We start from the raw sequence: 23,519 nt of genomic DNA on the forward strand, positions 1-23,519 counted from the left end.
GGGTCGGCAGGCGACCGCAGGTTCGGCCCCTCGTCCCACGGACGGGGGGCCGAACCGCGTTGCGGCGACTACCCTCTGATACATGGCCAGCGCGAGGGATGCCGCGGCGGACGCACCCGTAGCGCCGCGCCTTCGGCTGCACCTCCTCGGGGGCTTCCGTACCACGCGCGACGGGGGTGTCCCGCCGCTCGAGCCATGGCCGCGGCCGAGCGCTCGTACCCTCGTGAAGCTGCTCGCGGTGGCCCCCGACCATCGGCTGCATCGCGAGGCGATCATCGCCGTCTGCTGGCCGGATGCCTCGCCCGAGGCCGCGGCGCGAAGTCTCGGCGTCGCCCTCCATGCGGCGCGACGCGCCCTCGAACCCGAGCTCGCCGCCCGTCGGCCGTCGAGCTACCTGACGGGCGAGGGGTCGATGCTCCGGCTGGACCCCGCGACGGTGTGGATCGACGCCGACCACGCCGAACGCCTCGCCGCCACCGCGCTCGAGGGCGGCGGTGTCACCGAGCTCGCCGCGGCGGCCGAGTCACTCGCGGGCGAACTGCTGCCCGAAGACCGGTACGCGGCATGGGCCGCGGCCAAGCGCGAGCGGCTCGCCGACGTGCGGCTGCGCGTGCTGCTGCACCTCGCCGACGCGCTGCTCGGCGCCGACCGCGCCGAAGACGCGATCGTCGCGGCACGCGACGTGCTCGCCGATCACCCGGCCGAAGAACGCGCGCACCGCACGATCATGCGGGCGTTCCTGTCGCTGGGACTGCGACGGCAGGCGATCCAGCAGTACCACGTGTGCCGCGAGGCCCTCGACGAGGAGCTCGGCGTGCGCCCCGGGCCGCAGACCGAGGAACTGCATCTGCAGGCCCTCGATGCGCACGGTGGCGTGGCGCGCACCGACGGCGGCACAGTGCTGCCACCGCCGGCCCTGCGGGTGACGCCCGCGACACCCGTGCGCGGGCGGGCCGAGGCGATCGCAGCGCTCGGCTCGCCGAACATGCACGGTGTGGTGCTCGTCACGGGCGAGGCGGGCATCGGCAAGACCCGCGTCGTCGCCGAGGCGGCCCGTACGGCGCTGCACGACGGCGCGATCGTGCTGTGGGGCGCCGGGCGCGACGCCGAAGGCCAGACTCCGTACGGCGCGATCGTCGAGGCGCTCGATGGCTGGCTGTCGGGCCGCCCCTCGCTCGAGCGCGCGCGAGTCGGTGGCGAGTTCCCCGAGCTCGCGGGCCTCCTGCCGAGCCTGGGCAACGCCGCACCCGAGTCGTATCGCAGCCCCGACGACGAGCGTCGCCGGTTGTTCCTCGCGGTCGCCGGGCTGCTCGAAGACCTCGCGTCGTCGGCCCCGGTGCTGCTCGTGCTCGACGACCTGCACGCAGCCGATCTCGGCACCCTGCAACTGGTCGGCAACCTCGCCCGGCGCTCGACGGGCGCGCGTTCGCCGTGGCGCACGATCGCGACCCTCCGCGACGACGAGCTCGCGACCGGCGACCCCCGGCGGGCCCTCCTCGACGCACTGCGACGCGACGGGCTCGCGACCGAGTTGCCGCTCGGACGGCTCACGCGAGCCGACTGCCTCGCGCTCGCGTCCGACATCGCCGGCGTCGAGGCGACCGAACGGGTGTGGGAGTTGTCGCTCGGGCACCCGCTCTTCGCCGTCGAACTCGCACGCGAGGCCGATGAGCTCGGTGAGCGTTCCCCGCGTTCTCAGGGGGTGCGCCAGCTCGTCGCCGCGAGGCTCGCCCGGCTGCCGGTCGCGGCGCGGCGGGTCGCCGAGATCGTCGCCACGGCGGGCGGCGAGGCCGCGACCGCCGAGGTCGTCGACGTGGCCACGCAGGCACTGCACCCGCCGCTCTCGACGGGCGAGGCGGCCGAGGCCGTCGACGCCGCGCTGCGGTCGGCCGTGCTCGACGAGCGCGACGTCGTCATCGACGGACGCCCGGTCCCCGGTCTCGTCTTCCAGCACCCGCTCGTGCGCCTGACGACCTACGACGAGCTCACCGCCGCGCGGCGGCAGGTGCTGCACTCGTCGTACGCCGACGTGGTGCTGCGCCGGCGGCCGCACGCGGTCGACGCGCTCGCGACGCACCTCGTGCGCGCCGACGACCCGCGCGCGATGACGTTCCTGCGACAGGCCGCCGAACGCGCGGCAGCGCTCAGTGCGAACGACACGGCCGACCTCTACTACGCCGAGCTCATCAGTCGGCTCGACGCGGTGAGCGCCGAAGCCGCGTGGGTGCGGCTCGACCGGAGCGTCGTGCTGCAGCGCACCGCCCGGTTCGACGAGGCACGAACGGTGCTCGCCGAGGCGCTCGCCGACCTCCGGCGGCGCGGCGACCGCGACGGCGTCGTGCTCGCGACGGCGCGGCTCGCCGAGGTGATGGTGAGTACCGCAGCGCCTCACGACGCGCTCGCACTGCTCGACGCCGACCGGCCCGACGAACACACCGCGGCGCTGCCCGCCACGACGCATCACATCAGTCGCACGCGCGCCATGCTCGTCACGGGCCGGTACGCCGAGGGCGTCGTCACCGCCCGCGAGGCGCAGGCGGCGGCCGAACGCATCACCGGGCCGGAGCGCCGCGGGCTCCTCGCACGCGCCCTCCAGTTCCAGGCGGCGTCGCTCGCGCTCGACGGCCGGTTCGCCGAAGCCGGCCCGGTCGCGGCGGAGGCGCTGCCACACGCCGAGGCCTTCGGCGACCCGCAGATTCTCGCGTCGGTGCTCTCCGTGCAGCGCGAGCAGGCCCGCCGATCCGGTCGGCTGCGCGAGGCGCTCGAGATCGGCAACCGCGCCTTCGAACTCGCCGACCGGTCGGGCGAGCCGATCAGGCGAGCCTTCGAGCAGGCCAACCTCGCCGAACTGCACCTGCTCATGGAGGAGCACAACGAGGCGGCGCGGCTCGCGGACGCGGCCGTCGCGGCTCCGGTCGACCGTACCTCGTCGTCGCGTGCGTATTCGCTGCTCGCACTCGCTCGGGTGCGCATGCGGCGAGGCGACGACCCGCTACCGCAACTCGACGAGGCCCAGCGACTCGCGGCGGAGTCGTCCGAGCGCCAGGCGCTCGACGAGGGCGGCCAGGCGCGCGCCGAGTGGCTCGTCGACACCGGCGCCTTCGACGAGGCGCTCGACGTGCTCGCGGCGCTGCCGCGCCCCTCAGCGACGACGACGTCATGGGCGCACCTCGGCCGGGGCGATGCCGCGACCGCTGAGCGCATCGCCGGCTCGGAGGTCGATCGGGCCACGGCGGCCGGCGAACGCCTGACCGAGATCGACGCGCGCATCGCCCGGGCCGCTGCCCTCACCGCACTCGGTGAGTCCGACGACGGCGAACGCGAGTTCGCGGCGGCCGAACGACTCGCGAGCGACCTGCCGTACCCGGCCGGCCTCGTCAGCCTGGCGCGAGCGCGCGGCCTCGTCGGCCGATCGGCGGGGTGAGCGGCACGCACGTGACTGCAGCCCGTCCGGCTCCCTCCGAACGGGCCGTCGACGCGACGATGGCCGGAGCCTGCCGGGCATCACCATCCGTTGGTGGTGACCCCGTGCAGCCCACGCGGGTCGTCGTCGTTGATGAGTCGCCTCGGCTGCGGCGCGGGTGTCGGCGAGTCGGCTTCGGCCTCCATCTGCTCGATCGAGGTCACCCGGCCCGGCTTGGTCACCCCGTGCAGTCCGCGTGGGTCGATGTCGTTCATGACCTCGGACGTGAAATGCGCCGTGCCGATCCCACGGAGTTCCGGGGCGCCGTGCAGGCCGCGCGGATCGTTGTCGTTCACGCGCAAGTTGCGGTAGCGGGCGAGCTCGCGCTGGATGACGATCGAGATCGACGTGCTCGACAGGTCGGACTCGGGCACGTCGACCCTCGACGCCGGTTCTGACGGGGCTTCCGTGGCGCAGCCGGCGAGGCCGAGTGCGAGCACGGTGGCGGTCGCGAGGACCGCGGCAGTGGAGCGGATCGTGGTGTTCATGACTCCACGTTCGGCCCCACCGGTATCCGATCGGGGATCGACCGGTATCCGTCGGGTATCCACCCCTGTTCTCGGGCGTTGACCGGCCTTCGAGCGGCGCGCACAATGCGAGCATGACCGTCAGCGTCCTCGGGACGCTCGTCGTCGACGGGGGTCCGATCAGCCCGCGGGAGCGCACCATCCTCGCGGTGCTCGCCCTGCGGACCGGCGCGGCCGTCGCTCCCGACGTCCTCGCCGATGCGGTCTGGGGCGAGCGACTGCCCGCTACCTGGCCCAAACAGGTGCAGATCGCGATCGCGCGCCTGCGCCGCCATCCCGGCGTGCCGCCGCTCCGGACCGAGGCGGACGGCTACCGGCTCGAGTCCCCCGACGGCGCCGTCGACGCGCACGAGTTCGAGCGGCTCATCACGGCCGGCGCGCAGCACCTCGCGGATGCGCACGCCGACCGCGCCGAGGCGTCCTTCTCGAAGGCGCTCGCACTCTGGCGCGGCGCCCCGTATCTCGAACTCGCCGACTGGGTGCCGGCTTCGGCCGAGCGATCGAGGCTCGGCGAGCTGCGCGAATTCGCGCAGGAGGAGCTCGTCGCGAGCCGGCTCGCGCTCGGCCGCGCACCCGACGTCGTCGGAGACGCCGAGCGGCTCGTGCGCGAGTCCCCGCTCCGCGAGCGCCGGTGGGAGCTGCTCGCGATCGCGCTCTACCGCAGCGGGCGGCAGGCCGACGCCCTCGCCGCGCTGCGCGAGGCCGCGCGCCGCTTCGACGACGAGCTCGGCATCGAGATGTCCGAGCGGCTGCGCGAGCTCGAGACGGGGATGCTGCGCCACGACGCCGCGCTCGAGCCGCCGGCGTCCGCTCCCTCCGCCGACGCCGACTGCCCGTACCGCGGCCTCGACGCGTTCGACTCCGACGACGCGGACACGTTCTTCGGGCGCGACGCCGACATCGCGTCAGCGCTCGCACGGCTCGAGCACGCACCGTTCGTCGCCTTCTCGGGGCCGAGCGGATGCGGCAAGTCGTCGCTCATCCGGGCGGGCGTCGTTCCCGCCCTGCGGCGGCGCGGCCATCGCGTCGAGATACTGCTGCCCCGCCGCGGGATCGCGACCGTGCTGCCCGACCGGCTCGCGGGTCTCCGGGCCGGCGACATCGTCGTCATCGACCAGTTCGAGGAGGTGCTGCAGCTCGGGCTCGACCCCGACGACCTCGACGCGATCGGCGCCGGCATCGACGGCTTCGTCGAGTCGGGCGGAGCCGTCGTGCTGACGGTGCGCAGCGACCGCCTCGACGAGTGCGCCGCGCTGCCGCGCCTCGGGCCGCTGTTCGCGACCGGTGTGCAGCTCGTGCCGCCGATGGACGTCGATCAGTTGCGGGAGGCGATCGTCGGGCCCGCCGAAGCCGTCGGGCTGCGGGTCGAGCCGGGGCTCGTGGAGCTCGTGCTGCGCGACGCCGCCGGACGCCCCGGTGTGCTCCCCCTCGTCTCGCACGCGCTCGTCGAGACGTGGCTGCGCCGCGACGGATCGACCCTCACGGTCGCGGGATACGAGGCGGCCGGAGGCCTCTCCGGCGCGATCGCGCAGTCGGCCGACCGCATGTACCGCAGGATGTCGCCGAGCGAACGGGAGGTGTGCCGCTCGACGATGCGTCGCCTCATCGCACTCGGCAGCGACGGAGTTCCCGTGCGGCGCAGCCTGCAGACGAGTGCGCTGCACGGCGACGAGACACGCGAGCGGGTGCTCGCCCGGCTCTCGGACGCCCGGCTCGTGAGCGCCGACGACCAGGTCGTGGTGGTCGCGCACGAGGCGCTCGCCGACGCGTGGCCGCGCCTGCACGGCTGGCTCGACGAGGACCGCGCCGCGCTGCGCACGATGCACGCGGTCGCGAACGCCGCGGAGGCGTGGGACGCCGGCGGTCGGCTCGATGAGGACCTCGCGCGCGGCGCCCGCCTCGAGGCGGCGCTCGAGTGGGCCGCCGGCGCCGAGCACGAACTCACCGCGACGGAGACGGCGTTCCTCGCCGCGTCGGCCGACCACGAGGCATCCGACCGCCGGGTACTCGAGGAGCGCGCGAAGACGGACCGGCGGCAGAACCGCCGCCTGCGAAGCCTGCTGGCCGCTGCCGCGGCACTCATCATCGCGCTCGTCGGCGTCGGCACGTTCGCCGGCTTCAGTGCGAACGAGGCCGAGCGGCAGCGCGGCGACGCCGCGATCGAGGCGCTCGTCGGCAAGGCGCTGTCACTGCGCGACTCCGAACGGGATGTCGCGGCCCTTCTCGCCGCGGAGGCGTATCGCCGCTGGCCCGACGACCCGAGGACCCGCGCGGGGCTCATGGGCATCCTCACGGGGGTCGGCGGATTCCTCGGCAACGCGTTCATGGACGAGTCGCCGTCGACGACCGGAGCGGTGATCCCCGGCACGCGGACCGTGCTCGTCGCCACCGACCGCGGCGAATTGCAGGTGCGCGACATCGCCGACGCAGCAGTGGTCGCGGAGATTCCGCTCGGCTTCCGTACCGACCCGACGAGACGATACGTCGCGGCGAGCGGCGACGGCAGGATCGGAGCCGTCGCCTGGGACGCCGACGCGCCGCCGGAGTCGAACGCTCAGCACCAGGGATCGACGGGATGGTCGACGCTCGCCGTGTTCGATCTCGCCGAGGGTCGTCGCATCTTCGGCCCGGTGCGCCTCGACATCGCCGCCGGCGCCATTGCGATCGACGAGGACGGCGGCACGGTCGCGGTGACCGACTACGAGAGCGGCTCACTGCGCCTGGTGACGCCCGCGACCGGGCAGATCCGGCCGCTCGCCGGCGAGCGCGTCGCCGTCACCGGGAGCGACGACATCTACAGCACGAACGCCGCACTCGCGTTCACCCGCGGCGGCAGACTGTACGTCGGCCGAACCGACGAGCGCATCGACGTGGTGGACGTCGAGACCGCGGCGATCTCCGACGTCGTCCCGGTGCCGATGGCGTCCGCGCACGCCGCCATCTCCTCGTTGCCCGATGGACGCCTGCTCGCGTCGGGCGACCGTGCCGTCATCGCCGTAGATCCGGCAAGTCACGGCGTGAACTGGATGACCCCGATCCCGCAGTATCCCGAAGGCCAGTGCAGTTGGCTCGTCGCCTCAGAGGTCTCCGAGCGGGTCTACTGCGCGGGGCTGTTCGGACGCATCCAGGAGTACCGTCTCGACGACGGCCGCCCCATACAGCAACTCGATGTGCTGCTCGGAGGGGTCGGGCCGATCGCGACGGTCGACGACGGTGCGGAGCTCGTCACCATCTCGGTGGGCAGGGCGGCGATCTCCCGGTGGCGGCTCGACGGCGGCGGACCGGTCAACCGCCTCGTCGCGCCCGGGTGGTACGTCACGGGCAACTATGCGTTCGAGGGCAGCGTCGTGTTGGTGTCACCCCGGCGCGAGCCCGACGGAGACCCGCCCGACACGATGGTGCTCGACACGCGAGACGGCACCACGACCTCGATCGGGAACCGGCTCGCCGAACCAGGCTGGGTTGCCGGCGGGCACCTCGTCGGTTACGACGTCAGGGCCGATCGCGGCCGCATCGTCGATGCCCGCGACGACGAAGTCGTCGCCGACCTCCCCGACGGCGCGTACCGACACTGGGTCTCGGCCGACGGCGACAGGATCTTCGTCGCGCGCGACAACGACACGGTCGTCATGGTCGATCCGCGGAGCGGCAAGACGGTCGGCCCCGCGTTCCCCGCCGAAGCCGGCGGGCTCGGCGCCGTGGGCGTGACCGAGAACCCGGACGGTACGCGCATCTCGATCAATGACGGGAACGGCGGCGTGTTTCGCAATGCGATCTACGACACCCGCACTGGCGAACGTCTCGCGCTCAGCGAGCTGTACATCACGGTACTGCTCGACGACGGCGGCATGATCGGCTTCAACGACAATCGGGTCACCCGCTATCCCGGCCTCGACGAGACCGGCGCCGTCGCCATGGCCGGTACTGCCGGCGGGCTCGGCACCACATCGGTGAGCGCCGACGGTCGACTCCTGCTCGTACGAGCCGTCGACGAATCGGCGTCGCTGTTCGACCTGCCGAGCGGCGTCCGCCTCAGTGAGCCGTTCCGCATCGACGCTCCAGACCCCGTCTCAGCCATACTGCGCCCCGACGGCGGCGAACTCGCGGTCAGTGTCGCCGACGGCATCATGATCTGGGACCTCGATCCCGGGCACCAGTTCGACGCCGTCTGCCGGATCGCCGGCCGCAACCTCACCGAGCAGGAGTGGCGTGCGTACCTGCCCGAATTCGACGGCCCGAGCCGCACGTGCGAAGAGGAGTGACGCCGCAGACGATGAGGCGTGCCACCCGACCAGATGCCGACGGCCCGCCCCGAGGCATCCTCGAAGCGGGCCGCCGTGCGCGCGGTGCGACTCAGAAGACGGGCACCCCGTTGCGCACGAGCCTCCAGTTCACGGCGTGGAACGTCGCCGGGTCGATCGTGCCCTGCGCCGACGCGTAGGCGACGATCGCCTCGCGGATGGCGACCTGCGCGTTGTACACGACCGGGGCCGTCGCGATGTGCGGGAACCCGCCGCCGCCCGACTGGCGGTAGTTGTTGACCGCGACGACGAACTGCTGGTCGTCGGCGACCGGCGAGCCCCCGTACGTGAGCGGCGAGATGCGCTGTCCGACCGGCTTCGAGAGGTCGATCGTGTACTCGACGCCCGAGAACTGGTCGTAGTTGTAGTCGGGCGTGCCGTTCGCCGCACGCGGAGTGACGGCGTTGGTCCACGCCGCCGGGTCGACCGGCGCGTCGGGGGCCACGGGCTTGAAGTACTCGGCCGAGAACTCGAGATACTCCTTGATCTGCTTGCCGGTGAGGATCGACGCCATGAGCGTGTTGTCGTAGATGTAGAGGCCGGCGACGTCCTTGATCGTGACCTCGCCCGCCGGGAACTTCGCGGCCCGGTTGAACGGGGCGGCGATCGAGACGATCGGCAGGGATGCCTCGGGGGTGCCGGCGACGGCGGCGCGAACGGTCTCGGTCTGTACCTCGTTGACGTAGTCGAGGATCGCCGTGTCCTTCCAGCACGATTCGGTGGCGAGCATCTCCTCGGTCGAGACGGCGACCTTCGAGTGCATGTAGTCGACGACCGCATCGTGCTGCGCCTTGATCATCGCGACGAACTCGGCGTCCTCCTGGACCGTGTTCGTGGCGATCGTCGTCGGCGGCGCGGCGGGCGGGCGCACGCTCCAGCGGCCGAGGCCCGTGTACTTGAGGTCGAGGTCGAACACGCTCACGCGCTTGCCCCACGCGAACGGCTCGCTGATCTGCACCTTGCGGCCGTCGGGTCCGTCGACGACGTCGTTGACCTCGACGTGCGCGTGCCCGAAGAGCACCGCGTCGACGCCCGGCACCTGCTGGGCGACGAGCTTCGCGGCGTTCTCGACCGGGAGCTCGGGACCGTACGACGACGTGCCGCTCGCCCCCGAGTGAGCGGTGATCACGACGATGTCGGCACCGGCCTGGCGCATCACGGGCACCCAGCGCTTGGCGGTCTCGACGAGGTCGAGCACCTCGAGCTTGCCCGACACGTTGGCCTTGTCCCAGATGACGACGCCGGGGTTCGTCATGCCGAGCACACCGATCTTGACCGGCGGCAGCCCGTCGACGACCGGCATCTCCTTGATTGTGTAGGGCAGGTACTTCGGCACCTTCGTGCCGGCGACGACCGCGTTCGCGCCGAGCACGTCGGCGTCCATCTGCGAGATCCAGTTGTCGAGGAAGTCGAGGCCGTAGTTGAACTCGTGGTTGCCGAGCGCGACGGCGTCGTAGCCGAGGGCGTTCATCTGCACGGCCATCGGATGCGTGGCGCCGGTCTCGGTCACGGGCTCGACGGTCGCGTAGTAGAACCCGAGCGGCGTGCCCTGGATCGTGTCGCCCGCGTCGAGCAGCAGGGTGCGCTCGGCGCCGACCTGCCTGCGCACTTCCTTCACGACGCTCGCGACCCGGGCGAGGCCGACGGTGTCGCCCTTGCTGTCGGTGTACGCCGTGTCCTTGTAGTAGTCCCAGTTGACGACGTTGCAGTGCAGGTCGGTCGTGCCCATGATCGTGATGCGCAGGTTCTGTCCGCCCGGCTTCGACGGCGGCGCGGCCTGCGCGGGGCCGGCCCAGCCGGCGGCCGCGAGGGCGCTCGCGGCTGTGGCGCCGATGAGGACGTTGCGTCGGGTGAAGCCGGAGTGCGTGTGGCCGACCGCTTCGTCGGGCTCTGGGCACGAGCACCAGCGGGGGACGGCTTCGTGATTCGAGTGATCGCTCATGGCACCGAATCCGACCACGACGGGATGCCCCTGTGCAAGGGTTTGCAGGCGAATTCCTCGTGCTCATTCGCGCACGACGACGAACGGCCCGTTCCGGAGCGATTTCCGGAACGGGCCGCGTGGTCTCGATACGGCGCTGCGCGCCTGCTCGACCGACTTGCCGTGCGTCAGCGAGCGACCTCGCCGTCGACGTAGTCGTCGTCGTCGGAGGCGTTCCAGGCGAAGAGCTTGCGCAGCTCGCGACCGGTCGTCTCGATCGGGTGCTGCTCGCCCTTGGCGCGGAGCTCGAGGAATTCCTTCTGGCCGTTGTCCTGGTCGGCGATGAAGCGCTTGGCGAAGGTGCCGTCCTGGATGTCGGCGAGGACCGCCTTCATGTTCTCCTTGACCGACGGGTCGATGACGCGGGGGCCCGAGACGTAGTCGCCGTACTCGGCGGTGTCGGAGACCGACCAGCGCTGCTTGGCGATGCCGCCCTCCCACATGAGGTCGACGATGAGCTTCAGCTCGTGCAGCACCTCGAAGTAGGCGATCTCGGGCTGGTAGCCGGCCTCGACGAGGGTCTCGAAGCCGTACTGCACGAGCTGCGAGGTGCCGCCGCAGAGCACGGCCTGCTCGCCGAACAGGTCGGTCTCGGTCTCTTCGGTGAAGGTCGTCTTGATGACGCCGGCGCGGGTGCCGCCGATGCCCTTGGCGTACGACTTCGCGAGGTCCCAGGCGCTGCCGGTCGCGTCCTGCTCGACGGCGATGATGTCGGGGATGCCGCGGCCCGCGACGAACTCGCGACGCACCGTGTGGCCAGGCGCCTTCGGCGCGACGAGGATGACGTCGACGCCCTCGGGCGCCTCGATGTAGCCGAAGCGGATGTTGAAGCCGTGGCCGAAGACGAGCGCGTTGCCGGCGACGAGGTTGTCCTTGACCGACTCGGCGTAGATGTGGCGCTGGTACTGGTCGGGCGCGAGGATGACGACGACGTCGGCCCAGGCCGCGGCGTCCGCGACGTTCTTGACCTCGAAGCCGGCCTCTTCGGCCTTCTGGATCGACTTCGAGCCCTCCTTGAGGCCGATGACGACCTCGACGCCCGAGTCGCGCAGGTTCTGCGCGTGCGCGTGGCCCTGCGAGCCGTAGCCGATGACGGCGACCTTCTTGCCCTGGACGATCGAGAGGTCGGCGTCCTGGTCGTAATACATCTCAGCCATTGCTGTTCTTCTCCTTGGTGTGGGTTTCGTTGGCGGATGCCTCGGCCTCGCGCCGGGGCATCCGATTCAGTTCTTGAAGACGCGCTCGGTGATGCTCTTGCCGCCGCGGCCGATCGCGAGGAGGCCCGACTGGGCGATCTCCTTGATGCCGTACGGCTCGAGCACCTTGAGCAGCGCCTGGGTCTTGCCCGAGTCGCCCGTGACCTCGATCACGAGCGCGTCGGTCGAGACGTCGACGACACGGGCACGGAAGAGGTTGACCGCCTCGAGCACCTGCGAGCGCGTCGTGTTGTCGACGCGCACCTTGATCAGCAGGTGCTCGCGCTGCACCGACTGGGCGGGGTCGAGCTCGACGATCTTGATGACGTTGACGAGCTTGTTGAGCTGCTTCGTCACCTGCTCGAGCGGCAGGTCCTCGACGTCGACGACGACCGTGATGCGGCTGAGGCCGTCGATCTCGGAGTGGCCGACCGCGAGGGACTCGATGTTGAAGCCGCGGCGGGCGAAGAGGCCGGCGACGCGGGTCAGCAGGCCGGGCTTGTCCTCGACGAGGAGGGAGAGCACGTGGGTCGACATGGTCAGTCCTCCTCGCTGAAGGCCGGCGAGTGGTCGCGGGCGTACTGGATGTAGCTGTTCGACACGCCCTGCGGCACCATCGGCCATACCATCGCGTCGGCCGAGACGACGAAGTCGATCACCACGGGGCGGTCGTTCGTCTCGAGCGCGAGCTTGATCGCGTCGTCGACCTCTTCTTTCTTCGTGACGCGGATGCCGAGGGCGCCGTACGCCTCGGCGAGCTTCACGAAGTCGGGGATGCGCACCGTGTCGTGGCCCGTGTTGAGGTCGGTGTTCGAGTACCGGCCGTCGTAGAACAGGGTCTGCCACTGGCGCACCATGCCGAGCGACGAGTTGTTGATGACCGCGACCTTGATCGGGATGTCGTTCAGGGCGCACGTGGCGAGCTCCTGATTGGTCATCTGGAAGCAGCCGTCGCCGTCGATCGCCCAGACGTCGCGGTCGGGCTGGGCGACCTTCGCGCCCATGGCCGCCGGGACCGCGTAGCCCATCGTGCCGGCGCCGCCGGAGTTGAGCCACGAGTTGGGGCGCTCGTACTTGATGAACTGGGCGGCCCACATCTGGTGCTGGCCGACGCCCGCGGCGTACACGCCCTCGGGGCCGGTCAGCTCGCCGATGCGCTCGATCACGTACTGCGGGGCGAGCAGGCCGTCGCTCGGCTCGGAGTAGCCCAGCGGGTACTCGTTGCGGAGGCCGTCGAGCGTCGCCCACCACTCGTCGAGGTCGGGCGTCTCGTCGCGCGTCGCGTCGCGGTACGCCGCGCCGAGGTCGACGAGCACCTCTTTCAGGTCGCCCACGATCGGCACGTCGGCCGTGCGGATCTTCGAGATCTCGGCCGGGTCGATGTCGACGTGCACGACCTTCGCCTCGGGCGCGAAGAGCGCGGCCTTGCCGGTCACCCGGTCGTCGAAGCGCGCGCCGAGGGCGACGATGAGGTCGCTCTCCTGCAGCGCGAGCACGGCCGGAACGGTGCCGTGCATGCCGGGCATGCCGAGGTGCTGCCGGTGGGAGTCGGGGAACGCGCCGCGGGCCATGAGCGTCGTCACGACGGGCGCCTTCGTCGCCTCGGCGAGCGCGAGCAGCTCTTCCGACGCACGGCCGCGGATCACGCCGCCGCCGACGTAGAGCACCGGTCGCTTCGCGGCGGCGATCAGCTGCGCCGCCGCCGTGACCTGCTTGCCGTGCGCCTTCGTGATCGGGCGGTAGCCGGGCAGGTCGACCTTGGGCGGCCAGCGGAAGGGGAACTTCGCCTGCTGGGCGTCCTTCGTGATGTCGACGAGCACCGGGCCCGGCCGGCCGGTGGTCGCGATGTGCACCGCCGCGGCGATCGTGCCCGGGATGTCCTCGGCCTTCTTCACGAGGAACGAGTGCTTCGTGATCGGCATCGTGATGCCGACGATGTCGGCCTCCTGGAAGGCGTCGGTGCCCATGAGCGTCGAGAACACCTGGCCGGTGATCGCGAGCAGCGGCACCGAGTCCATGTGGGCGTCGGCGATGGCGGTGACGAGGTTCGTGGCGCCGGGGCCCGACGTCGCGATCGTGACGCCGAGCTTGCCGCTCGACGACGCGTAACCCTGGGCGGCGTGGCCGCCGCCCTGCTCGTGGCGCACGAGGATGTGGCGGAGCTTCTTGCTCTCGAACAGCGGGTCGTAGACCGGCAGGATGGCTCCGCCGGGGAGTCCGAAGACGTCGGTGATCCCGAGCATCTCGAGCGAGCGGACGACCGCCTCGGCGCCCGTGATCTCCACGGGAGCAGCTGACGGCACGGCCGCAGGCGTCGGCACGGGGGTCGATTCCGTGGGCATGCGGTTCCTATCTGGTGGACGGTGATTGCGAAGAGTGCGCAGCACTCAGCCCGTCGTCGCGCCTTCGGCAGCGGAGCGCACGAGCTTGGAGTACTTCGCGAGGACGCCTCGGGTGTAGCGCGGAGGAAGCGGAGCCCAACCTTCACGGCGGGCAGCCAGCTCGGCCTCGTCGACAAGTAGGTCGATGGACCGGGCTGCGATATCGACCCGAATCAGATCACCATCGCGCACGAAAGCAATCGGACCTGCGTCGACTGCTTCGGGTGCCAGATGGCCGATGCACAGGCCGGTTGTGCCGCCTGAGAATCGACCGTCCGTCAAGAGTAGTACATCTTTTCCGAGGCCGGCGCCCTTGATGGCCGCGGTGATCGCGAGCATCTCGCGCATGCCCGGTCCGCCCTTGGGGCCCTCGTAGCGGATGACGACGACGTCGCCGTGCTTGATCTCGCCGTTCGTGAGCGCGTCCATCGCGCCGCGCTCGCGCTCGAAGACCCGGGCCGGGCCCTCGAACACGGCGGCGTCGAAGCCCGCGGTCTTCACGACCGCGCCCTCGGGCGCGAGCGTGCCGTGCAGGATCGTGAGGCCGCCCGTCTCGTGGATCGGGTCGTCGAGGGTGTGCAGCACCTCGCCGTCGAGCGGCGGCAGGTCGAGCTCTGCGAGGTTCTCGGCCATGGTCTTGCCCGTGACGGTGAGCACGTCGCCGTGCAGCAGGCCCGCATCGAGCAGCGCCTTCATGAGCACGGGCACGCCGCCGCGGCGGTCGACGTCGTTCATGACGTACTTGCCGAAGGGCTTCAGGTCGCCGATGTGGGGCACCTTCGAGCCGATGCGGTTGAAGTCGTCGAGGGTGAGGTCGACCTCCGCCTCGCGCGCGATGGCGAGCAGGTGCAGCACGATGTTGGTCGAGCCGCCGAGCGCCATGCCGACCGCGATCGCGTTCTCGAACGCCTTCTTGGTGAGGATCTGGCGGGCCGTGATGCCCTTGTTGAGGAGGTTGACGACCGCCTCGCCCGACCGGTGCGCGTAGTAGTCGCGGCGGCGGTCGGCCGACGCGGGCGACGCCGAGCCCGGCAGCGAGAGGCCGAGCGCCTCGGCGACCGACGCCATCGTGTTCGCGGTGTACATGCCGCCGCACGCGCCCTCGCCGGGCGCGAAGGCGCACTCGATGCGCTTCGCGTCGGCCTCGCTCATGGTGCCGGCCTTGACCGCGCCGACCGCCTCGAACGAGTCGATGATCGTGATGTCCTTCTCGGTGCCGTCGGAGAGGCGCACCCAGCCCGGCGCGATCGAGCCGGCGTAGAGGAAGACGCTCGCGAGGTCGAGGCGAGCGGCCGCCATGAGCATGCCCGGGATCGACTTGTCGCAGCCGGCGAGCAGCACCGAGCCGTCGAGGCGCTCGGCCTGCATGACGACCTCGACCGAGTCGGCGATGACCTCGCGCGAGACGAGCGAGAAGTGCATGCCCTCGTGGCCCATGGAGATGCCGTCGGAGACGGAGACGGTGCCGAACTGCAGCGGGTATCCGCCGCCGCCGTGCACCCCCTCTTTCGCAGCCTGCGCGAGGCGGCCGAGCGAGAGGTTGCAGGGGGTGATCTCGTTCCACGAGCTCGCGATGCCGATCTGCGGCTTGTCCCAGTCGGCATCGCCCATGCCGACGGCGCGGAGCATGCCCCGGCTCGTCATGGCCTCGATGCCATCGGTGACGGTACGACTACGCGGTTTGGGATCGAACTCCGACATGCATCGAGTCTATGGCCAGCGCGATCCCGCATGACGCGCGGCGTCGCGCTCATCGGCGAGGCGCTCGAGCAGCAGCGCGACGTCGTCGGGACTGCGTACGCGGTAGGCGGCGAGCGACTTGCCCTGACCCACCTTCACGCCCACGTCGTCGCCTTCGAGCGCCGCGAAGGCGTCCTCGTCGGTGACGTCGTCGCCGACGTAGACGACCGCGCTGGCGCCGGCGTGCTGGCGGAGCCGGGTGAGCGCCTCGCCCTTGTCGCTCGGCCGCACCGAGAACTCGAGCACGTTCTTGCCCGCGCGCACGGTGAGCTCGGGCAGTTCGCCGGCGACCCGCTCGCGCACGACGCGCTGGAGCTCGGCCGCCTGCGCCTGTGCGACCTTGCGCGTGTGCAGCGCGAGGCCGGCGGGCTTCCACTCGACCCACGCGCCCTCGACCGACGACGCGGAGTCCTCGAGCAGGCGCGTCAGCTGCTGCAGCTCGTCGAGCTCGCCGTCGCGCAGGTCGATCGTCACTCCCCCGCCGTCGAGCTGCAGCTCGACGCCGTGCGAGCCGCTGAGCAGCGCGCCGTGCGGCGGGTCGGCGACGTCGCGCAGGCTCTCGAGCGCCCGGCCCGACACGATGGCGACCCGCGTGTCCTCGGCCGCGGCGAGCCGCTCGAGGGCCGCGCGCGCCCGGCCCGTCGCGCGGGCGTCCTCGGGCCGGTCGACGAGCGGCGCGAGCGTACCGTCGAAGTCGAGGGCGACGAGCAGGCGTTCGGCCGACGCGATGCGCCCGAGCGCCGAGGCGAGCGAGTCGGGCACGCCCGGCGCGATGATGCCGGCACCCGTGAGCGCCTTCAGGAACGTGGCCGACCAGTTCGCCACGTCGTTGTCGCGCACGCGTTTGCGAAGCGCGCGCATGCGTCGCGAGCGCTCGCGCCGCGGCATCGACGAGGCCTCGACCATCGCGTCCTTGAGGCCCTCGATGTCGTGGGGGTTCACGAGGACCGCCTGCCGCAGCTCGTCGCTCGCGCCGGTGAACTCGCTGAGCAGCAGCACGCCGTCCTCGTCGAACCGGCAGGCGACGTACTCCTTGGCGACGAGGTTCATGCCGTCGCGCAGGGCGGTGACGAGCATGACGTCGGCGGCGAGGTAGAGGGCCACCATCTCTTCGCGCGGGTACCCGTGGTGCAGGTACGCGATCGCCTGGTGGCCGAGAGTCGAGTGGTCGCCGTTGAGCCGGCCGACCATGAGCTCGATCTCGTCGCGCAGCTGACGGTACGTCTCGACGCGCTCGCGCGAGGGGCTCGCGACCTGCACGAGCGTCGCCTGCTCGACCGAGAGCCGGCCGTCGCGCAGCAGCTCGCCGAACGCCTTCAACCGGTGGCGGATGCCCTTCGTGTAATCGAGCCGGTCGACGCCGAGCATGATCGTCTCGGGGTTGCCGAGGCTCTCGCGGATCTCCCGGGCGCGGGCCTGCACCTCGGGCCGGCGGGCGATCTCCTCGAATCCGGCTGCGTCGATCGAGATCGGGAAGTGCCGGGCGACCACGTGCCGCACCTCGCCGTCGTCGGCCGGCACCTCGATGAGCGTGCCGCGCGTGGTGTAGCCGAAGAGCCGACGCACGGCGCGCGAGAAGTTGCCGGCGTCGGCCGCGCGCTGGAACCCGATGACGTCGGCGCCGAGCAGCCCGTCGACGACCTGCCGCCGCCAGGGCAGCTGCGAGTAGATGCCGTAGGCCGGGAACGGGATGTGGTTGAAGAACCCGATGACGAGGTCGGGCCGGCTCTCGCGCAGCATCTTCGGCACGAGCTGCAGCTGGTAGTCCTGCACCCACACCACCGCGCCGGGGGCCGCCGCACGCGCAGCGGCCTCGGCGAACCGGCGGTTCACGCGCACGTAGGCCTCCCACCACTCGCGGTGGAACGAGGGCGGCGCGATCACGTCGTGGTAGAGCGGCCAGAGGGTGTCGTTCGAGAAGCCCTCGTAGTACTCCTCGAGCTCGGACTCGCTGAGCGGCACCGGGATGATCGAGATGCCGTCGTTGACGAACGGGTCGAACTCGCGGTCGGCGACGCCGGCCCAGCCGATCCACGCGCCGTCGGCCGCACGCATGACCGGCTCGAGGGCGGTCACGAGGCCGCCCGGCGAGCTGCGCCACGCGGTCTCGCCGTCGGGCCCTGCCTGGTAGTCGACGGGCAGCCGGTTCGAGACCACGATCATGTCGTAGGCGGCGTCGACGTAGAGATCGTCGCGTGATGGTTCGGGGGCGTTCATAGAGCGGATGTCCCTCCTCGCGCTCTCCTCAGGCTAACAGCGCGCTCGGCCGGCCCGGTCGGTCGCGTCGGCGCGCAGCGCCCGGTCGACGCCACCGCCGCGGTGTCGGAGGCCTCTGCCAGCATCGGGTCATGGACATCCAACGCCTCCAGCCAGAGGGCCTCGTCGTGAGCCCCGCCTTCAGCCATGTCGCGATCGTGCCCGCCGGCGCGACGACCGTCTACCTCGGCGGCCAGAACGGCGTCGACGAGAAGGGTGCGGTCGTCTCCGACGACATCGCCGAGCAGGCGGTGCGCACGATGGACAACGCGGCCGTCGCCCTCGCCGCGGCGGGTGCGACGCTCGCCGACGTCGTGCAGTGGACGGTGCTCATCGCCGACGGCGCCGACCTGCGCGCCGCCTACGGCGCGATCGCGCCGCGCCTCGCCACCGGCGGCGCGCCGCCGCTCGTGACGGCGGCCACGGTCGCACGCCTCGGCGTCCCCGGCGCGCTCATCGAGGTGAGCGCGATCGCGGCGCTGCCCGCCGCCTGATCCCGCCGGTGGTCGAGTAGCGCCCGACGAAGGAGGACGCGTATCGAGACCCGTCACCAGGTCTCGATACGCTCCTTCGTCGCTACTCGACCCCCGAAGCGGTCACCCGAGCGCGGCCGCCGCGAATCCGATCGAGCGGATGCCTCGGCGCCGGCCGACCACGATGGCCGTGCCGACCACCCCGATCACCCCGAACAGCGCGATCACGCCGGCCGCGCCCGCGACGGCCCCGCCGCCGGCGCCCGACACGATCGTCTGCATGCCCTGCACCGCCCACGTGAGGGGCAAGAACGGGCTGATCGCCTGGTACGGGCCGCTCAGCACCTCGATCGGCACGAGCCCGCCCGTCGAGGTGAGCTGCAGCGCGACGAGCACGAGCGAGACGAGCAGGCCCGCGCGGCCGAGCCACGCCGTGAAGAACGAGTGCAGCGCCGTGAACGCGAGTGCGAGCAGGGCCGAGAACGCGAGGGTTTGCGGCAGCAGGCTCCACGAGACGCCCATGCCGGCGTGCAGCAGCAGCACGACCGCGACGGCCTGTGCGAGCGCGATGAGGCCGGCGCGCGCGAGCGCGCGCCACACGAGCCCGCCGGTCGACGCGGTGCTGCGCAGCGCCTCGCGGCCGAACGGCCGGAACACGAGGAAGAGCGCCATCGCACCGAGCCACAGCCCGATCGGCACGAACATCATGCCGATGACCTCGCTCGTCGAGCCGATCTCGTTCTCGCGCGAGGTGTCGACGCTCACGGGCTCGGCGACGACGTCGGCGGTCTTCTCGGCGTCGATGTCGCCGAGCTTCTGGGCCTCCTTCGCGCCCGAGGCGAGGCCGTCGGCGAGCGAGTCGGCGCCCGACGCGAGCTTCGTGGCACCGTCGGCCGCGCCGTCGGCGCCCGCCTGCAGCTGACCGAGTCCGCCCGCGAGCTCGCCGACGCCCGAGGCGAGGCCGTAGGCTCCATCGCTCAACCCCGCCGAACCGGCGGACAGCTGCGTCGCGCCGGAGGCGAGGCCCGCTGCGCCGCTGCGGATCCCCGCCGAACCGGTGGCGAGCTGCCCCGCACCCGATGCGAGGCCCGCAGCGCCGTCGCGGATGCCGGCCGAACCGGCGGAGAGCTGCGCGGCGCCGCTCGACAGCCTGGTGATTCCGCCCTGCACGCCGTCGATACCCTGCTGAGTCCCGGCAACGAGCTGGTCGCCCTGCGCCTCGAACTCGTCGATCGTTCCCTTCGCCTCGTTCAGCTGGCCGATCGCCTCGTCGATCTGCGGCTTCAGATCGGGGTTCTGCTCGGCGAGTTTCGTGAGCTCTTCGATCGCGGGGTCGATGCCCTGCTCGATCTGCCCGGCGATGCCGTTGACCGCGCCGACGTACTGGGTCACCCCGGAGGCGATCTGATCGAGCTCGGCGGCGCCGGAGTCGAGCTGGGCGAGCCCGCCCGCGAGCCCGTCGACACCCTCGGTGTACGAGTTCACCCCCTCGGAGTAGTCCGAGAGACCGCTCGCGATGCCGTCGACGCCCTGCGTGTACTGGTTGACGCCGTTGGAGTAGCTCGAGAGCCCGCTCGCGATGCCGTCGACGCCGCCGGTGTACTGCGCGACGCCGTCGGCGTAAGCCGAAGCCCCGTCCGCGGCATCCGAGGCGCCGGCAGCCGACTGGGCGACCCCGTCGGCCAGCTGGCCGAGGCCGCTCGAGAGCGATCCGGCCCCGCTCGAGAGCTTCGCCGCGCCGTCGGCGGCGTCGCCGAGCGAGCCGCCCATCGTGGCGAGGTTGGCGTAGAAGCCCTCGAGGTACTGGGTCGTGAGCTCGCGCCCGAAGGCGGTCGACATGGCGTCGCCGACCGACTGGGCGACCGAGCCGGCGAGGTAGCCGTGCGCATCGTCGGTGCGGATGTCGAGGTTCGCCCGGGTCGGCGACTCCCCCGAGATCGACGTGACCGACTCCGAGAAGTCGGCTGGGATCGTGAGCACCGCGTACGCCTCGCCCGAGGCGAGCTGGTCGGCGGCCTCCTCGTCGTTGGAGATCGTCCAGCTGAAGCCGGCGGTGTCGGGCCCCGTGAGCTCGGTCACGAGCTGGCGGCCGGCGAGCACCGGCTGGTCGGTGCCGTCGGGCAGCGTCATCGTGACCATCTCGTCGTTGTTGACGACGACGGCGGGGATCTGCTCGAGGTTCTCGCCGGTGTCGCCGAGCGCCCCCGAGACGAGGCCGGCCACGGCGAGCGGCACGGCGATCACGGCGCCGACGAGCACGCCGTAGCGCACGCGACGCTGGGCGGGGGTCGAGCCGAACAGGCGGGCGAGTCGGGAGCTCATCGCTGTGCCTCCAGGGTGCGAGAGACGGGGGTGATTGTGCGGATGCCTCGGGCCGCGAGCCCGGGCGCCGAGTCGGGGGTGCACGCTCCGTCGCCGATGCCGACGATGAGGGTGACCTGGGCGGGCACGAGCCGACCGAGCGCGGTCCAGAGCTCGTCGCTCGCGTCGCCCGGCTCGTCGTCGATGTCGACGACGACCGCCTTGGGACGTTCGGCGAGCGCGGCCGCCACGGCCACGACCGTGCGGGCCTCGGCGCCGAGCGCTGCGAGCGGAGTGTCGACGCCGATCCTCGCGCGGTCGTCGCCGAGCGCGGCGTCGGCGCGTTCGACCCACTCGCGCACGAGCGTGTTCGAGGGCGCGAGCCGGTACCACGGGCGGGTGGCGTCGAGGCGCGCGGCGACGAGCTCGCCGACGGTCGACCCGGTCGGGGCGTCGGAGGCGACCTCGGCCATCGCGACCTGCCGCATCACGTGACCTGCGCCGGTCGGGAGCGGGGTTCCCTGCACGGCGACCCGGCCCGAGACGGGCGCGAGCCGGCCGGCGAGCGAAGCGGCGACGACGCGCCGGTCGACGGCCTCGCCGCGGACGACGAGCACGCCTCCGACGGGCACCTCGGCCGAGAGCGGACCGATCGGCCGCTCGGGCAGCCCGAACACGGCCTCGTCGAGGTTGACGGCGGCCGGCCGTCCGGCGGCCCACTCGGCCTGCTCGAGGTGGGCGCGCAGGCCCTCGCCCTCGATGTCGACGTCGGGCAGGATGCGGGCGAGCCACTTGGGCAGCCACCACGCCGCGCGTCCTGCGAGCGCCATCGCGGCGGGCACGAGGGTCATGCGCACGAGGAAGGCGTCGAACGCGATGCCGATCGCGAGCGCGAACGCGATGCCCTTGATGACGCCCGAGCCCTCGGGCACGAAGGCGAAGAAGACGAAGAACATGATGAGCGCGGCGGCCGTGACGACGCGGGCGGCGTGCTGGAAGCCGTGCACGATCGACGTGCGCGGCTCCTTCGTCTTCACGAACTCCTCGCGCATGCCCGACACGAGGAAGACCTCGTAGTCCATGGCGAGGCCGAACAGCACCGCCATCAGCAGGATCGGGAGGAAGCTCAGGATCGGCCCGGGCTCGACGTGCAGCAGGTCGGCGAACCAGCCCCACTGGAAGATCGCGACGGTCACGCCGATGGCGCCGAACGCCGAGAGCAGGAACCCGAGCGCCGCCTTGACCGGCACGAAGACCGAACGGAACACCATGAGCAGGAGCACGATCGAGAGCCCGACGACGATGAGCGCGAACGGCACGAGCGCGTCGGCGAGACGGTTCGAGATGTCGATCGCGACCGCGGTGAAGCCGGTCACGGCGATGGGGGTGCCGTAGTCCTGCTCGATCGACGGGGCGAGGTCGCGGATCGCGGCGACGAGCTCCTTCGTCTGGGGCGAGTCGGGCGCCGACTCGGGGATGACCTGGATGATCGCGGTGTCGACCGTCTCGTTGGGCAGGCCGTCGCCGACGTAGGCGACGTCGTCGAGCTCGGCGATGCGGGCGCCGATGGCGTCGAGGTCGTCGAAGATGTCGGTCGTCTGGGTGATGTCGACCGTGACGATGAGCGGACCGTTGTAGCCGGGGCCGAAGCCCTCGTCGATCATCTCGTAGGCCGCGCGCTGCGTCGATCCGGCCTCGCCCGAGCCGTTCGGCAGGTTGAGGTCGAGGCTGAGCGCCGGCACGGCGGCCGCGCCGAGGATGCCGACGACGGCGATGACGAACACGACGGGCGCCTTCAGCACGAGATCGACCCAGCGACGGCCCATCGTGCGCTTGCCGCCCTCGTCGGCGGTGTTGGCGCGCCGGTGGGCGCGGCTGCCCGGCTTCGGCGCGAGCTTGCCGCGGAAGACGCCGAGCAGCGCCGGCAGGAGCGTGACCGCTCCGGCCACGGCGATGAACACGGCGAACGCGGCCCCAACGCCCATGACGCTGAGGAAGGGGATGCCGACGACGAGGAGGCCGAGCAGCGCGATGATCACCGTGAGCCCCGCGAAGACGACCGCGCCGCCCGCGGTGGCGACGGCCTCGGCGGCGCTCTCCTCGGGATCCTGGCCACGGGCGAGCTGGTTGCGGTGGCGCGACAGGATGAACAGCGCGTAGTCGATGCCGACGGCGAGGCCGATCATGACGGCGAGCATGGGCGCGGTCGACGAGACGGTCGCGAACGCGGCGACGATCGTGATGCCGCCGACGGCGGTGCCGACGCCGACGAGGGCCGTGATGAGCGGCATCCCGGCCGCCAGCAGCGAACCGAAGGTGATGATCAGCACGACGGCGGCGAACAGCACGCCGAGCGCCTCGGTGATGGTGAGGCCGAAGCTCGTCTCCTGGAAGACGTCGCCGCCGAACGCGACCTCGAGCCCCGCGTCGGTGCCGATCTCGCCCGTCGCCGTGACCTCGTCGAGGGTCTCGGGGGTGACGTCGGTGACCTGGCCGTCGAACGTGATCTGGATGTATGCGGTGCGCTCGTCGCCCGAGATCTGGTCGCCCGCGTACTCGTCGAACGGCCCGAGCACGCTCGCGATGCCGTCGATGTCCTCGAGGGCGTCCTCCATGTCCTCGATGGCGCCCTGGTAGGCGGCGTCCTCGACGGATGCCCCTTCGGGGGCTTCGACGACGGCCTTCGCCGAGGCGCCCGCGGTCTGGGGGAAGACGGCGGCGAGCTGGTCGATCGCCTGCTGCGACTCGGTGCCGGGGATCGCGAACGAGTCCTGCAGCTGGCCGCCGAGCGCGACGCCGGTGCCGAGCATCGCGCCGAGCGCGACGACCCACGCGACGATGACGAGCCAGGCGCGCCGGTAGGAGAACCGGCCGATGCGGTGGAGGAGCAGAGCCATGGG

At 71.8% G+C, this 23,519-nt stretch carries 12 protein-coding genes; 3 read left to right on the forward strand and 9 right to left on the reverse strand.

The genetic code is table 11. From position 1 onward, the window contains the following. Window positions 1-223 precede the first annotated feature (223 nt). Window positions 224-3,424 (forward strand): ATP-binding protein, encoded by a 3,201-nt coding sequence (locus tag AC3RJ6_RS19010; RefSeq protein ID WP_491428704.1) that lies wholly within the window; start codon window positions 224-226, stop codon window positions 3,422-3,424. An 80-nt stretch (window positions 3,425-3,504) separates the two neighbouring features. On the opposite strand, the gene AC3RJ6_RS19015 is transcribed toward AC3RJ6_RS19010, so the two are convergent. Then, the gene (locus AC3RJ6_RS19015) at window positions 3,505-3,951 is read right to left on the reverse strand and encodes a hypothetical protein (RefSeq protein ID WP_491428705.1); all 447 of its coding nucleotides are present in this window, start codon (window positions 3,949-3,951) and stop codon (window positions 3,505-3,507) included. Window positions 3,952-4,064: 113 nt separating this feature from the next. Between AC3RJ6_RS19015 and AC3RJ6_RS19020 the strand changes: the two genes are divergently transcribed. Then, complete coding sequence (locus tag AC3RJ6_RS19020) at window positions 4,065-8,252, forward strand: nSTAND1 domain-containing NTPase (protein WP_491428706.1); 4,188 nt, start codon at window positions 4,065-4,067, stop codon at window positions 8,250-8,252. Window positions 8,253-8,343: 91 nt separating this feature from the next. Here the strand turns inward: AC3RJ6_RS19020 and AC3RJ6_RS19025 are convergent, their stop codons facing one another. From AC3RJ6_RS19025 to AC3RJ6_RS19050, 6 genes are all read right to left on the reverse strand, one after another. After that, on the reverse strand, window positions 8,344-10,233 hold the full coding sequence (locus AC3RJ6_RS19025) for a bifunctional metallophosphatase/5'-nucleotidase (protein WP_491428707.1): 1,890 nt from the start codon (window positions 10,231-10,233) through the stop codon (window positions 8,344-8,346). Window positions 10,234-10,400: 167 nt separating this feature from the next. Then, window positions 10,401-11,429: a ketol-acid reductoisomerase gene (gene ilvC, locus AC3RJ6_RS19030; RefSeq protein ID WP_491428708.1), complete on the reverse strand. Its 1,029-nt coding sequence runs from the start codon at window positions 11,427-11,429 to the stop codon at window positions 10,401-10,403. A gap of 66 nt (window positions 11,430-11,495) precedes the next feature. Beyond that, on the reverse strand, window positions 11,496-12,005 hold the full coding sequence (ilvN, locus tag AC3RJ6_RS19035) for an acetolactate synthase small subunit (protein ID WP_231430651.1): 510 nt from the start codon (window positions 12,003-12,005) through the stop codon (window positions 11,496-11,498). Window positions 12,006-12,007: 2 nt separating this feature from the next. After that, window positions 12,008-13,810 carry an acetolactate synthase large subunit gene (locus AC3RJ6_RS19040; protein ID WP_491428709.1) on the reverse strand — a complete coding sequence of 601 codons (1,803 nt, stop codon included), beginning with the start codon at window positions 13,808-13,810 and terminating at the stop codon, window positions 12,008-12,010. 45 nt (window positions 13,811-13,855) lie between these two features. Further along, on the reverse strand, window positions 13,856-15,550 hold the full coding sequence (gene ilvD / locus AC3RJ6_RS19045; protein ID WP_231430649.1) for a dihydroxy-acid dehydratase: 1,695 nt from the start codon (window positions 15,548-15,550) through the stop codon (window positions 13,856-13,858). A gap of 9 nt (window positions 15,551-15,559) precedes the next feature. Continuing rightward, complete coding sequence (locus tag AC3RJ6_RS19050) at window positions 15,560-17,806, reverse strand: bifunctional alpha,alpha-trehalose-phosphate synthase (UDP-forming)/trehalose-phosphatase (RefSeq protein ID WP_491428710.1); 2,247 nt, start codon at window positions 17,804-17,806, stop codon at window positions 15,560-15,562. Between the two features lie 131 nt (window positions 17,807-17,937). Here AC3RJ6_RS19050 and AC3RJ6_RS19055 point away from each other — a divergent pair, with 131 nt between their 5' ends. Further along, the gene (locus tag AC3RJ6_RS19055) at window positions 17,938-18,339 is read left to right on the forward strand and encodes a RidA family protein (RefSeq protein WP_491428711.1); all 402 of its coding nucleotides are present in this window, start codon (window positions 17,938-17,940) and stop codon (window positions 18,337-18,339) included. A gap of 102 nt (window positions 18,340-18,441) precedes the next feature. Here AC3RJ6_RS19055 and AC3RJ6_RS19060 read toward each other — a convergent pair whose 3' ends face one another. Together AC3RJ6_RS19060 and AC3RJ6_RS19065 are read right to left on the reverse strand one after the other, a co-directional pair. Then, complete coding sequence (locus AC3RJ6_RS19060; protein WP_491428712.1) at window positions 18,442-20,640, reverse strand: YhgE/Pip family protein; 2,199 nt, start codon at window positions 20,638-20,640, stop codon at window positions 18,442-18,444. Next, complete coding sequence (locus tag AC3RJ6_RS19065) at window positions 20,637-23,516, reverse strand: MMPL family transporter (protein WP_491428713.1); 2,880 nt, start codon at window positions 23,514-23,516, stop codon at window positions 20,637-20,639. Before AC3RJ6_RS19065 ends, AC3RJ6_RS19060 begins: the two co-directional genes overlap by 4 nt. Window positions 23,517-23,519: the final 3 nt, after the last annotated feature.

This window comes from Agromyces cucurbitae, from assembly GCF_058349945.1.